This is a genomic window from Humibacter sp. (assembly GCF_051954055.1).
Taxonomy (GTDB): Bacteria; Actinomycetota; Actinomycetes; order Actinomycetales; family Microbacteriaceae; genus Humibacter.
In genome coordinates this window covers 1-13,306 of record NZ_JBQCIE010000018.1, presented here as the reverse complement: position 1 = coordinate 13,306, position 13,306 = coordinate 1, and the positions used below count along the sequence as shown (strand labels likewise).

The window sequence follows — 13,306 nt, the reverse complement described above, 5'->3', positions numbered from 1 at the left end:
CGCGATGTTCCGATCCCTCTCGGCGGTGAACTATCGCATCTGGTTCGCCGGGGCCCTTGTTTCCAACGTGGGAACGTGGATGCAGCGCACCGCTCAGGACTGGATCGTGCTGACCCAGCTCACCCACAACGACGCGCTCGCCGTTGGCGTCGTGATGGCGCTGCAGTTCGGACCGCAGCTCATCCTGCTGCCCATCACCGGGTACGCCGCCGACCATCTGGACCGCCGCAAGCTGATGATGGCGACGCAGGGTGCGATGGGTCTGCTGGGACTCGGGTTGGGCATCCTCACCGTCACGGGTGTCGTGCAGCTGTGGCACGTCTACCTGTTCGCGCTGCTGCTCGGCATCGTCGCCGCATTCGACTCCCCCGCCCGCCAGACGTTCGTCGGCGACCTCGTCGGGCCGAAGATGCTCGGCAACGCGGTCGCCCTGAACTCTGCGTCGTTCAACGCGGCACGCCTGGTCGGTCCCGCCGTCGCCGGCCTGCTCACCGCTGCGGTCGGCGCCGGGTGGGTGTTCCTGCTCAACGCGGTCAGCTTCGCCGCCGTGCTCGCCTCGCTGAACTTCATGCGGCGCGACCGGCTGCACGTCACGAAGCGCGCCGGCCGATCGCGCGGCAGCCTCGTCGAGGGCTTCCGCTACGTGCGCCACCGTCCCGACCTGCTGACCATCTTCACGATGGTCTTCCTGGTCGGCACGTTCGGCCTGAACTTCCCCATCTTCGTGGCGAGCATGGCGAGCACCGTGTTCCATCAGGGAGCAGGCGAGTACGGCATCCTTTCGTCCATCATGGCGATCGGCTCGGTGGTCGGCGCCCTGCTGGCCGCTCGGCGCGAGAAGCCGCGCGGGTCATTGCTCTCGGTGGCGGGGATCATCTTCGGAATCGGATGCGTCGCCGCGGCCGCAGCGCCCAGCTACTGGATCTTCGGCGCCATGCTCGCCGTCGTCGGCGTCGCGTCTCAGACGTTCAACACCACCGCGAACGGGGTGGTGCAGCTCTCCACCGATCCCGTGGTCCGGGGGCGCGTGATGGCGATCTACATGGCGATCTTCATGGGCGGCACGCCGATCGGCGCCCCCATCGTCGGCTGGGTGGCCGACGCGTTCGGGCCGCGGTGGGCACTTGTGGTGGGCGGGGCATCCGGAATCCTGGCGGCCGCGGTCGGCGTGTACTACATGGTGCGCTACCGCGGGATGCGCCTGGCCTTCACCGAACGCCGGCTCCGGTTCACGTTCGCGCAGCCCACGCGCAGCATGGCGCTGGCCGAGATGGAGGGCGACGAGGCGGCCGCGCAGAAGGCGTAACGCTAACCCCTCTCGGCCGTACGCGGTGCTGGGTCCGACCGACCGCCGAGACGGCGGTTGGCGCTGGCGTCGCGGCGGAGGCCAGAAATGGCCTCCGCTCCAAGCTCCAGCGCGCGCACCGACACCGCCAACAGCGCAGCGAGCACGAGCGCGGCGAACGGCGCGAGCAGGGCGACCGTCACGCTCGTCGCATTCGCGATCAGCCCGATCAGCGCGGGACCGCCGAAGATCCCGACGTAGCCGAACGTGAGCACGCGCGAGAGCACCACGGCGGAGTGCGGCTGGTTGCCGGCGGCGCTGAAGACCTGGGGAACGCATCCGCACAGCCCGACGCCGAGCAACGCCCAGCCGGCGAGCGCAACCCACAGCGACGGTGCCAGCAGCACGGCCCCCAGCCCGAGCACGCCGAGCAGCGCTCCGCCGCGCACCACGACGACAGGGCCGAGCGCCGCGACGACGCGGTCGACGACGAGCCGTCCGCCGGTCATCGCGACCGAGAACGCTCCGTACCCGAAGGCGGAGACGCCGGCGGCCGCGCCGAACGCCTGCGTGAGCTGCAGGGCGCTCCAGTCGGTCGCCACACCCTCGGCGAACATCAGCAGCAATGCGGATGCTCCGAGCATCACGGCGACACGGGTCCAGCGCACGCGCACGCGGGGCGGTCGGGTGGTGAGTGCAGCGACGTCCCCGGCGAACTCCGGCCAGCCGGCGGGACCGGCCAGGACCTTGCGCGCTTCTGAGGGAGCGGGCGCCGCGGACGCCGCGCCAGTGGATGTCTGCGCGCCTGCCGATGTGGCGGCATCCGCTTCCGCGGCGGGCCGCACGAGCCACCCGCCGGCGACGCACACCGCGATCGTGCAGAGCAGCGCGGCGAAGCCGAGTTGCGGGCGGACCGTCCAGCGGAGCGCCGCCGTCCCGAGCACGGCCAGGGCGCCGGCCACGCCACCCAGCGAGAAGAACGCGTGGAACGCCGACATGATCGGCCGACGGTACGCGCGCTCCACGATCACAGCCTGCAGGTTCATGCCGACGTCGTTCAGGCCCATGCCGAAGCTGACGATGGTCATGGCGCAGGCGAGCACGCCGGCATCCCCCGCGAAGCCCATCGCCAGCACGCCGAATGCCGCGGTGACGATGCCGACGATGCACAGCACCATGCTGCCCGCCCTGCCCTGGACGCGGCCGCCGACCTGTGCGCCGGCGACGATCCCGACCGAGCTGATCAGGATGACCACACCAAGGCCGCCCGCAGAAAGCCCGGCTCCCTTCGCCACCAGCGGGATCGTGCCAGACCACATACCGACGAGGAACCCGGCGGACGCGAACACCGCGAACACCGCGATCCGGGCGTTCCGCAGCTCGGGCGTCGGCGCCCTGCGGCTGTGCAGCGTGTCGTACATGGTTCCTCCTCCGCCCGATCGCGCGACCGGTTACGTGCAGACGTCGAACGCCCACGCCGGATTCCGACAGGGGCCTGAGTCCGACCGTTCGCGGCCGACGCGAACTTGTGAACGCGTCATGCCGCTCACTCGTCCGGAAACGGCATCTAGCGACCACAATTCGGCGCGGGATCCGCGGCGAGCGCTCGCACGGGAAAGCGCTTTCTGGCAGGATGGAGTGGTGGCAGCATGATGGAGACGATGACAGAGAGGTCGCCGATGCCAGAGACACATTCCGCTCCTGCGCCGCACGTCGTGATCACGGGTGTCGGCGGCTACGGGCGCCTCCACGTGGAGAACGCGCGGCGGCTCGCCGAGGCCGGGCGCCTCGTGATCGTCGCCCTCGTCGATCCGGCTGTCGCGGCGAAGCGTGACAGCGATGCGGGCATCCCGATCTACGCCGATCTCGAGGCGGCGCTCGCCCGTCATCGGGCGGACATCGTGATCGTCGCCACCCCGCTCGACACGCACGAGCGGCTCGCCGAGATCGCGATGCGCGCCGGTGCGGACGTGCTGCTCGAGAAGCCCCCGGTGCCCACGATGGCGGCGTTCGAGCGGCTGCTCACGGTGCAGCGCGAGACCCGGCGCGCCGTGCAGGTGGGCTTCCAGAGCCTCGGTTCGGCGGCCATCCCCGCACTGAAGGATGACTCGCTCGACCTCGGCCCCACCGAACGCGTCAGCGCGACCGGCCTGTGGAGCCGCAAGAAGTCGTACTGGGCGCGTGCGCGGTGGGCCGGCCGACGAACCCTCGACGGGCATGCCGTGGTGGACGGCGTGGCCACCAACCCGCTCGCGCACGCCGTCGCGACCGCACTGCGCATCGCCGGCTACGACACCGCGGAATCCGTGGGCCGAGTGGAGACCGAGCTGTACCGGGCGAACGCGATCGAGGCAGACGACACCTCCGTCATCCGCATCAGTGGTCCAGGCCGCCCGACCGTGACGTGCGCCCTCACCCTGTGCGCCCCGCCCGAGCTGCACGACGAGCCCGATCGCGGCGCGACCGTGACGGTTCTCGGCGAGCGGGCATCCGCCACCTTCTCGTACACGACGGATGTCGTGACCGTCACCAACGGGCAGCGCCCGTCCGACGACAGAGAGCAGCGCCCGTCCGACGACCGAGGGCACCGCCCGTCCGAGGGCACGGAGCAGCGCACGTTCGAACGCGCCGACCTGCTCGAGAACCTCATCGAGCACCGGCACAGCGGGGCGGAGCTGATCGTCCCGCTCGCCTCGACCGGAGCGTTCATGCGGGTCGTCGAGGCCGTGCGGCGAGCGCCGGAGCCGACGAAGATCGATCCGCGCCAGGTCACCTGGCACGGCGAAGAGGGTGACGAGTACCCGATCGTCGATCGCATCGTGGAGTCGGTGCGCGCGGCATCCGCCGCCGGCGTGACGTTCAGCGAGAAGGGGGTCCCGTGGGCGATGCGCGTCGTCGACCGTGTGATCGCGACGGCCGAGGTGGATGACACGCTCGTCGCGGAGGAGGTCGACGGCGGCGGCACGATCGAGTTCTCGAGCCCGCACCCGTACCTGCATCCGGTGCGCACGTTGGGCGGCGTCACGGTCACGGCCACCCATCCGGCCGACCACGACTGGCACACCGGCGTCGGTTTCACCGTGCAGGATGCCGACGGCGTCAACTTCTGGGGCGGCCGCACCTACGTGCGAGACAGCGGGTACGAGACGCTCGACGACCACGGACGCATCGAGGTTCTGCGCACGCAGCAGCTGGATTCCGACACTGCATCGGCCGGCGTCGAGCACGACCTCGTCTGGCGCGGTCCTGATGGCGAGGCGGTGCTCGAGGAGCGGCGGAGCATCCGCTGGCGACCGATCGCGTTCGGGGATGACCGGCGCGCGTGGACGCTCGACGTCGACGTGCACCTGAAGCCCGCCTCGGCCTCCTCGGAGGTGTCGCTGGGCAGCCCGGGCAGCAAGGGGCGCAACAACGCCGGCTATGGCGGATTCTTCTGGCGCTTCCCCGACTGCTCCGACGTCAGCGTGTTCACGGCGGATGCCCGCGGCGAGGACGACGTGAACGGCTCGGTGGCCGGATGGCTGGCCTTCAGCGCACACTTCATGGCCGGTCCCGAGCACAACGGGCAGGCATCCATCGTGCTGGCCGCCGGTGACGAGACGACCGCGCGCGACCCGTGGTTCGCGCGGGTGCGGGACTACCCCGGCATCGGATCCGCCGTCGCGTGGGATTCCCGCACTCCGGTGCCGGCAGAGGGCCTGACCCGCACATACCGGGCGGCCGTGGTCGACGGAGAGGTGTCATCCGGCGATGCCGACGAGCTCGCCGCTCTGCTTCGCGGCGCACGAGTCGAGGAGAACCGCTCGTGACCGATGTACCGGCTCAGCGTGCCTCCGACCGGGCGGTGAAACGCGCGCGAGTGCTGGACATCCTCGACCACTCCGGCGACGCAGACTCCGTGCTGCTGACCAGCGCCACCGCGGTGTCGTGGTACCTCGACGGCGGACGGCACGGCGTGAGCCTCGCGGCCGATCCGATCGTGGCGGTGCGCGTCGCCCGTGACGCGGACGAGGTGTTCGTGACCTCGAACGAGACCGCGCGGCTGGTGGACGAGGAGCTCCCCACCGGTGTCGTGGTGCACGACCGTCCATGGTTCGAGCCGCTGGCGGTTCTCGCCTCGGCGAGGTCACTCCGCGAGCAGGATGTGGATGCCGAGCTGCGGGCCGCACGAGCAGTGCTGCTGCCGGGCGAGCGGCAGCGCTTCCGCTCGTTGAGTGCGGACGCGGCGATGGCGGCAACGGACGTGCTGCTCGACGCCGAACCGGGCTGGTCGGAGCGGCGGGTCGCGGCAGAGGTCGCCGAGCGGCTGGTGGCCGCGGGCGCGGATCCGCTCGTTCTGCTGGTCGCGGGTGAGTCGCGGGCATCCCTCCCGCATCCGCTGCCCACGGATGCCCGGCTCGGCCGCCGTGCGATGCTCGTGATCTGCGCGCGCCGCGACGGGCTCATCACGAACCTCAGCCGGTGGGTGTCGTTCGGACCGCTCACCGGGGACGAGCGCGATGCGGAGCGACGCATCCTGCGGGTCGAGGCGGCCGCGTTCGATGCGACGGTTCCGGATGCCGCGCTGAGCGACGTGCTCGCCGTGATCGCGCCGGCGTACCCGGCGAACGGGTTCGACGCCGACCAGTGGCGACGGCACCACCAGGGCGGTGCGGCCGGCTACGCGGGCCGCGACCCCCGTGCGACGCCGTCGACGACCGACGTGGTGCGGCTGGGGCAGGCGTTCACGTGGAACCCGTGGGCGCCCGGCGCGAAGGTGGAGGACACGGTGCTGCTCGCCGGAACGCCTGAAGGGCCGGAGATCGAGCCGATCACGGTCGACGAGCGGTGGCCGACGACGGATGTCGCGGGCCGGGCGCGCCCCGTGACGCTGGAGCGGTGAGGAGCGCGCGGAGGCTTGTGTAGCGTCAAGGGGTGAACCGCACGGACCGCCTCTACGCCATCGCGGAAGAGCTGCGGGCCGTGGCGCCGAGGCCGCGAAGCGCCGCCTGGCTCGCTCGGCGCTTCGAGGTGAGCGTTCGCACGATCGAGCGCGACGTCAGCGCGCTGCAGCAGTCGGGCGCACCGATCTGGGCGGAGCCGGGCCGAACCGGCGGGTACTGCATCGATCCGGCCGCCACCTTGCCGCCGCTCAACTTCACAGCGGACGAGGCGATGGCGGTCGCCGTCGCGCTCGGGCTCACTGAAGCCGACAGCCCGTTCCGGGTCGCGGGCGCCACCGCGCTGCGCAAACTCCTCGGCGCGATGCGTGAGCGCGATGCGGCATCCGCCGGAGACCTCGTCTCCCGGGTGCACGTGATCGGCGGGCCGGAGCGTTCGGCACCGGTTCCGGATGCGCTGACGGATGCCGTCAGTCGCCGCCGCGTGCTCCGCCTGAGGTACACCGACCGGGAGGGCACCGCGACCGTGCGCGACGCCGAACCGCTCGGCTACGTGCGCTCGACCGCCGGCTGGTACCTCCTCGCGTGGTGCCGGCTGCGCGACGGCATCCGCGCATTCCGATTCGACCGGATCGATTCGGTGACGGTTCTCGCCGAACCGACCCCGGCGAGAACGGTGACGACGGCGGACATCCAGGTGCCAGAGGGCGACCTGCGCACGCTGACGCTGCTCTGACGCGCGGAATTGCCGCGGAAACCCCGACATAGGGTTGTCGCCGCGCCTGTCGAGGATGGATGACGGCTGCACTCGCAGCGCATTCTCCGACACGAAGGACGCCATGAACCTCGCCTCCATCCGCCTGATCACCGACGACGTCGACCGTCTCGTCGCGTTCTACGAGCGCGCGACGGGCATCGTCGCCGATCGTCCGACCCCGGACTTCGCCGAGCTGCGCACCACGGGCGGCACGCTGGCCATCGGCAGCACGCGAACCGTCGCCATCTTCGGGCCGGGCAGCGCGCATCCCGCCGCCAACCGCTCCGCCATCGTCGAGTTCCTCGTTCAGGATGTCGACGAGCTGCACCGCAGACTGGCCGCGGGCACCGACGACATCGTGCAGGAGCCCACGACGATGCCCTGGGGCAACCGATCGCTGCTCGTGCGCGACCCCGACGGCACGCTCGTGAACTTCTTCACGCCGGTCAGCCCGGATGCCGTCGCGAAATTCCAGCACCTGCCGCGCTAGGGGCCACCGTCAGGCCAGCGTGATGCCGAGGCCGGGGCGGCCCGTGGAGGTGAGCATGGCATCCGCGATACGCACGGGCGCGGGCTCCGCGAGCAGTCCGAGGCGGTCGAAGCCGGCATCCTCGACGTCTTCGACGAGCGTGGCCCGCGACTGTGCGAGCGCGAGCTGGCCGGAGAGCTCGGGCAGCAGATGCGGGTGCAGCTCCACGCCGGCGGCATCGGCAAGCTCGGCGATCGCGAGGAACGGCGTGATGCCACCCACGCGGATCACGTTCGGCTGCAGGATGTCCGCCGCGCCCACCGCGATCGCCTCACGGAACCGGTACGCCGTGTGCAGGTTCTCCCCCAGCGCGACCGGAACGTCGATGCGCGACCGCAGTGCGGCGTGCCCGAGCAGGTCGTCTGCGCGCAGCGGCTCCTCGATCCAGCGCAGGTCGAAGCGACTCAGCTCGCCGATCGCGCGCTCCGCTTCGTCGAGGCTCCACAGCTGGTTCGCGTCGATTGCGAGCTCGGCATCCGGCCCGATCGTCTCGCGTACGGCGGCGACCCGATCGACGTCTTCGCCGAGCGGATGCCCGCCCACCTTCATCTTGACGAGCCGGTACCCGGCATCCCGCCACCGCTGCGCTTGCGCGACCAGCTCATCCAGCGGGTAGTGCCGGTTCACGCCGCTGCCGTAGACGCCGACGGATGCCCGCTTTGCGCCGAGCAGGCCCGTGACGGATGCCTGCACCGCCCGCCCCGCGGCGTCCCACAGCGCGAGGTCGACGCCCGCCATGGCGATGGTGGTCACGCCGCCGGAGCCCGCCTCGTGCAGGCGCTGCCAGAGCGGGGTCCACAGCGTGCGGGCATCCGCGCCGCGACCGAGAACGAAGTCTCGGATGTCGTGGTCGAGCATGGCCTGCACCGAGTGCGCGCCGATCGTGGGCGTCCAGCTGAAGCCGTGGCCCGTGACGCCGGACTCCGTGTCGACCAGCACCTCGATGACGTGCCATTGCGTGACATCCGTGCCCCACGGCCGCACCAGCGGGGCGTCGATCAGCCGGGTGCGCAGGCCGGTGATGCGGCCCAGCGCCGATTCGCTCATGCTCAGGCGACCAGCTCGTCGCCGATGGCGAGGATGCGCCGCAGCTCCTCAACCTGTCGCTCGTCCGGGTCGACGAGCGGCGGCCGCACTCCACCGACCGGCAGCCCCTCGGCTCCGCTCGAGCCCAGCCGCACGCCGGCCTTCACCAGCGACACGGCGAATCCAGGCACCTCGTCCCGCAGCCTCACCAGCGGCAGGTAGAACGCGTCGAGGATCTCGAGCCGGCGCGCGTCGTCGCCGCTCGTGTACGCCTCGTAGAACGCCTTCGCCACGCGCGGCGCCATCGCGAACGCCGCCGAGGAGTACAGCGGAATGCCGATCGCCCGGTACGCCTGCTGGGTGAGCTCCGCGGTCGGCAGGCCGTTGAAGAACGCGAAGTCCTCTCGCCCGGTCGCCGCGACCGCGCGCACGAGCTGCTGTGCGACGCCGAGGTCGCCGACGCCGTCCTTGAAGCCGAGAACCCGAGGGTTGTTCGCGAGCCGGGCGGCGGCATCCTCGTTCAGTCGCGCCGACCCGCGGTGGTAGACGATGACCGGCAGATCGGATGCCTGCAGCACGGCCTCGATGTACGCGACGGTTCCCGCTGTGGTGCTTCCGACCAGGTACGGCGGCAGCACGAGCAGGGCGTCCGCACCGGCATCCGCGGCGCGTCGCGCGCACTCGATCGCGTGGCCGAGGGGGCCGCCGGCACCGGCCACGACCGGGACGGCGGCGTCGACCGCCTTCACGGTCGCCGCGACGACCTCGCCCACCTCCCCCGCGCTCAGCGCATGGAACTCGCCCGTGCCGCACGCCGGGAAGACTCCGCCCGGCTCGAACGGCAGGCGCGACGCCACATGCTCGGCCGTGAGCGCCGTGTCGACCGAGCCGTCGACCGCGAAGGCCGTGACAGGGAAGAACAGCACGCCATCGAACTTCATCGGGTACCTCCGGTCAGAGCGTCTGTCAGGTCGGTGTCGGCCGCGGCGAGCTCGCTGCGCCAGTCGTGGTCGGGCGTCCAGCCCAGCAGTCGCCTCGCCTTCTCGATCGAGAACGCGGGCGCGGTCCCGGTGAGACCTTCCGCAAGCCCCCCGGTCTGCGGCCAGTAGACCGGCATGAGCTCGGCGAGAGGCCGGCGGGCGAGGGCATCCTCGGCGCCGACGATGAACGTCTGCGCGTTCGGGATGTCGTCGAGCGCACCCAGCAGCGTGTCGAGGAACCCGCCGACGTCGCGGGCATCCACGTAGTTGAACAGCGCGGGAGCGGAGAGCGCTGGGTCGTCCAGCCGCTGAAGGATCGTGTGGCCCTGCTGCGTCGGAGCGCCGCGCCACTCCTCGGGAGCGACCACATAGCAGGGGCGGAACGCCGCGAGCCTGACCTCGTCGCCCTTCTGCGCCGCGAACATCTCCATCGTGCGCTCGGCGAGCAGCTTCGACAGCGCGTACGCGTTCCACGGCCGCGGCCGCACGTCCTCGTCGAGCGGAAGCCGCTCCGGAACCCACCCGGCCGGCGAGCCGTACCCGAACACCGTCGGGCTGGATGCCGTCACGATCTTGCGGACTCCGGCGTCGACCGCGGCCTGCATCACGTTGTACGCGAGCGAAGCGTTCGTTCGGAGGATGTGCTGCTCCGGCGCGCTGAACGGCACCGCGATGGCCGCGAGGTGGATGACGGCATCCGCTCGCGCACCCGCGAGCACTGCGGATGCCTGCGCCGCGTCGGTGAGATCTGCGGCGATGCGCTCCGCACCCGGTGATGCGGCCGGCACGGAGAGGTCGACCTCGATCACCTCGTGCCCGCGGTCGGCGAGCACCGCGACCACACTGCGACCGAGGCGGCCGGAGCTGCCGGTGACGAGTACGCGACTCATCGCGCGGTCTCCTGAGCCGGAGCGGTCGGCGAGTACGACGGCTGTCCCGCCGCGGCAGCTTCCCGGTGCGCCTGCTGCTCACTCACCGAGCTCGCGTCACCCAGTCGAACACCGAGGTCGAGCTGGTCGACCCGAACGGGCATCCCGGTCGCCAGCGAGCGGTTGCCCGCGATGCCGACCGCGATGGCGCGGATGCCGTCCTGGTAGTCGGCTGCGCGGCCCAGGTCGTCCTCGCCGCGGCCCACGAACACGTCGCGCAGCAGGATGGCGTCGCCTCCGCCGTGCCCGCCCTCGCCCGCCGGGATCTCGACCTCCTGCGGGGTCTCCCAGTGCCGCTGCAGCAGGATGCGCTCATCCCGCGGGCGGAGCGTCGTCGACCGCGAGTCGACCACGGCCGAAGGATCCACGACGCGACCGGCGCCGTCCAGGCTCACATCGCTGCGCTCGACGACGTCGAGCTCGACGCGTCCCTCCGTGCCGTTCACCGCGATCCGGTAGCCCTCCCAGGGGCTGTGGGCGTTGAGGGAGTAGCTCATGCTCGGGCCGCCGGCGTAGTCGACGACGAGCGAGAGGTTGTCCTCGATGCCGATGCCCTGGTCGAAGACATCCTTGTCGCGGAGGTAGCCGTCGTACTGCTCGTTGCGCAGGTAGAGGTCGCGCAGCTTCTCGTCCGCCTCGAGGTCGAGCGCGAACGGGTCGCCGGATGCCCCTGTGCCGCGCTCCGGACGCTCGCCGCCACCCCGGGCACGCCAGTTGTCGGCGCCGTAGAACCGCAGGTCCCCCGAAGCGAACACGCGGGCCGGCACGTCGGAGATCCACCAGTTGACGAGGTCGAAGTGGTGCGACGCCTTGTGGATGAGCAGGCCGCCCGAGTTGGCCTTCTGCCGGTGCCAGCGGCGGAAGTAATCGGCGCCGTGCGACGTGTCGAGCACCCACTCGAAGTGCACGGAGAGCGGTCGGCCGATCGCGCCTGCGGAGATCACGCGCTTGAACGCGCTGTTGCGCGGTGCGTACCGGTAGTTGAACGTCATCACGACGTCGCCGTCCGTCTCGCGCACGGCCTCGACGATGTGTCGGCTGCCGGCCTCGTCGATGGTCAGCGGCTTCTCGACGACCACGCGGGCGCCGGCACGAAGCGCACGCGACACGTACTCGGCGTGCGTGAAGTCGGGTGAGGTGACGATGACGCGTTCGATGCGCTCGTCACGGATGATCCGCTCGAGTTCGTCGGGATGCGCGGTCAACGGAGTGCCGGCATCCGGAGCCACCCGGGCGATGTGGTTCACGTAGTGCTCGAGGCGGCCCTGATTCGGGTCGAGCGCTGCGACGAGCTCGGCGACGTCGGCGTGCTCGCCGATGATCGCGTCGATGTACATCTGGGCGCGGGAACCGGTTCCGACGATGGCATACCGGGTGCGGTGCGGCACGATGTTCCTCTTTCGAACTGGCCCGGTCGAACACGCGCCGGACATGACGTGCGCCGCGCCGCCGACCTCGAATCGGGGCTTTCGGCGGCGCGACCTGCTAGCGTGAGAAAACGCTTTCTCCTACGATACACGATATCGTGAGGCAGCGCGCAGGCCGACGCGAGCGCACTCCGTACTCTTCGCTGTGCGGTCGGTTCGCGAGACTGCACCCCCACCCCGAGACAGTGGGGTCTTCCCGCTGTTTCGGAGCGGACGTGCAGTCTCGCGGAAGAAGCGGGACGGGAGTTGTAATGGCCAGAACGAAGTCGGGCGTGCGACGCGGGGGCGCCACGATCGCCGATGTCGCGGCGAGGGCCGGAGTGTCGCTGTCGACCGTTTCGCGGGTGATGAACGGCAGCACGACGGTGGATGCCGCGCTGGCGGAACGGGTGCGAGAGGCGGCGTCCTCCCTTGGTTACTCGGCCAGCCCGCTGGCCCGCAGCCTCGTGCTCGGCACGACCCAGACGATCGCGGTCGTCGTCCCGGACCTCGGCAACCCCACTTTCCAGGGCGCGCTGCGCGGGCTCAGCGACGGGGCATCCGAGCGCGGCTATCACGTGCTCGTCGCCGACTCGCACGAGCAGGCGAGTGATGAGCGCGTTCTCGCTCTGGATGCCCGGCGACGCTGCGACGGGATCGTGCTGTGCGCGCCGCGGATGCCCGCCGAAGAGCTCGCCGCCGTGCTGCCGCTCCTGGCGCCCGCCGTGGTGATCAACCGCATCCCGGAGCCCGCCGTTGCGGCTTCAACCGGCGCTGACACCGTCGTGCCCTCCGTGATCGCGGATTACAAGGCCGGTCTGACGGCCCTGCTCGATCACCTCTATGAGCTCGGGCACCGCGACATGCTCTACCTCGCGGGCAGCCGCCAGGCCGCGTCGAACCTCAACCGGCTGGCCGCGATCCGCGAGTTCCAGGCATCCCACTCCGATGCGAGCATCGCGACCAGCCCGTGCGGCGTCGGCTTCGAAGACGGCCACGCGTCGGCGCAGGCGGTCGTCGACTCCGGCGCGACCGCCGTGCTCGCGTTCAACGACCTCGTCGCGATGGGCCTGCTCAGCGCGCTCGGCGAGCGCGGCATCCGTGTGCCGGAGGATGTCTCGGTCACCGGATTCGACGACATCCCGTTCGCGCGCTACACGACCCCGCCCCTCACGACGGCCGCCATCCCGGTCGAGGAGCTCGGCGAGCAGGCGTGGCAGCGCATGTGGTCGCTGCTGGAGGGCATGGCGCCGGCGCACGACCTCTCGTTCGGCCCACACGTCGTCCCCCGCGGCTCCACCGGCCCGGCCCGCCGCGTCCGCTGAGCGCCGCGCCCTCGCGCGAGACTACGCGTATGCGCCGACGCTACGTGCTGTGATGTCTCAGGGCATCGGTGACGAAAGTGCATCAGGACATCGGTGACACTTTGTGTGTCAGGACATCGGTGACGGTTTCGGTGCGGCTCATGAATCCGCGGGGTTTGCCGTTGCCTACGTAGCTGGTTCCTTTCGGGG

At 71.0% G+C, this 13,306-nt stretch carries 11 protein-coding genes; 6 read left to right on the top strand and 5 right to left on the bottom strand.

Translation table 11 applies throughout. The annotated features are described in order from the left end of the window. The first annotated feature begins 4 nt into the window (after nucleotides 1-4). The gene (locus ACTHNC_RS01925; protein WP_440292926.1) at nucleotides 5-1,306 is read left to right on the top strand and encodes an MFS transporter; all 1,302 of its coding nucleotides are present in this window, start codon (nucleotides 5-7) and stop codon (nucleotides 1,304-1,306) included. Nucleotides 1,307-1,308: 2 nt separating this feature from the next. Here the strand turns inward: ACTHNC_RS01925 and ACTHNC_RS01920 are convergent, their stop codons facing one another. Next, nucleotides 1,309-2,706: an MFS transporter gene (locus tag ACTHNC_RS01920; RefSeq protein ID WP_440292902.1), complete on the bottom strand. Its 1,398-nt coding sequence runs from the start codon at nucleotides 2,704-2,706 to the stop codon at nucleotides 1,309-1,311. A 258-nt stretch (nucleotides 2,707-2,964) separates the two neighbouring features. On the opposite strand from ACTHNC_RS01920, the gene ACTHNC_RS01915 reads away from it, so the two are divergent. Genes ACTHNC_RS01915 through ACTHNC_RS01900 form a run of 4 tightly spaced genes read left to right on the top strand, consistent with a single transcriptional unit; the run spans nucleotide 2,965 to nucleotide 7,412 of the window. After that, nucleotides 2,965-5,094 (top strand): DUF6807 family protein, encoded by a 2,130-nt coding sequence (locus ACTHNC_RS01915; protein ID WP_440292901.1) that lies wholly within the window; start codon nucleotides 2,965-2,967, stop codon nucleotides 5,092-5,094. Next, nucleotides 5,091-6,167, top strand: coding sequence for a M24 family metallopeptidase (locus ACTHNC_RS01910; RefSeq protein ID WP_440292900.1), 1,077 nt, complete (start codon nucleotides 5,091-5,093; stop codon nucleotides 6,165-6,167). Before ACTHNC_RS01915 ends, ACTHNC_RS01910 begins: the two co-directional genes overlap by 4 nt. A 32-nt stretch (nucleotides 6,168-6,199) precedes the next feature. Next, a complete protein-coding gene (locus ACTHNC_RS01905) occupies nucleotides 6,200-6,901 on the top strand; it encodes a helix-turn-helix transcriptional regulator (RefSeq protein ID WP_440292899.1) in 702 nt (233 codons plus the stop codon). A gap of 55 nt (nucleotides 6,902-6,956) precedes the next feature. Next, entirely contained in the window at nucleotides 6,957-7,412 is a 456-nt protein-coding gene (locus ACTHNC_RS01900; RefSeq protein ID WP_440292898.1) for a VOC family protein, read from the top strand. Between the two features lie 9 nt (nucleotides 7,413-7,421). On the opposite strand, the gene ACTHNC_RS01895 is transcribed toward ACTHNC_RS01900, so the two are convergent. Genes ACTHNC_RS01895 through ACTHNC_RS01880 form a run of 4 tightly spaced genes read right to left on the bottom strand, consistent with a single transcriptional unit; the run spans nucleotide 7,422 to nucleotide 11,819 of the window. Further along, complete coding sequence (locus ACTHNC_RS01895) at nucleotides 7,422-8,498, bottom strand: mandelate racemase/muconate lactonizing enzyme family protein (RefSeq protein WP_440292897.1); 1,077 nt, start codon at nucleotides 8,496-8,498, stop codon at nucleotides 7,422-7,424. Between the two features lie 2 nt (nucleotides 8,499-8,500). Next, nucleotides 8,501-9,418, bottom strand: a complete 918-nt coding sequence (locus ACTHNC_RS01890; protein ID WP_440292896.1) for a 5-dehydro-4-deoxyglucarate dehydratase — start codon at nucleotides 9,416-9,418, stop codon at nucleotides 8,501-8,503. Continuing rightward, on the bottom strand, nucleotides 9,415-10,347 hold the full coding sequence (locus ACTHNC_RS01885) for an NAD-dependent epimerase/dehydratase family protein (RefSeq protein WP_440292895.1): 933 nt from the start codon (nucleotides 10,345-10,347) through the stop codon (nucleotides 9,415-9,417). The genes ACTHNC_RS01890 and ACTHNC_RS01885 overlap by 4 nt, the downstream gene beginning before the upstream one ends. Then, nucleotides 10,344-11,819 (bottom strand): Gfo/Idh/MocA family oxidoreductase, encoded by a 1,476-nt coding sequence (locus ACTHNC_RS01880; protein ID WP_440292894.1) that lies wholly within the window; start codon nucleotides 11,817-11,819, stop codon nucleotides 10,344-10,346. The genes ACTHNC_RS01885 and ACTHNC_RS01880 overlap by 4 nt, the downstream gene beginning before the upstream one ends. 245 nt (nucleotides 11,820-12,064) lie before the next feature. Here ACTHNC_RS01880 and ACTHNC_RS01875 point away from each other — a divergent pair, with 245 nt between their 5' ends. Beyond that, nucleotides 12,065-13,117 carry a LacI family DNA-binding transcriptional regulator gene (locus tag ACTHNC_RS01875; RefSeq protein ID WP_440292893.1) on the top strand — a complete coding sequence of 351 codons (1,053 nt, stop codon included), beginning with the start codon at nucleotides 12,065-12,067 and terminating at the stop codon, nucleotides 13,115-13,117. Nucleotides 13,118-13,306 lie beyond the last annotated feature (189 nt).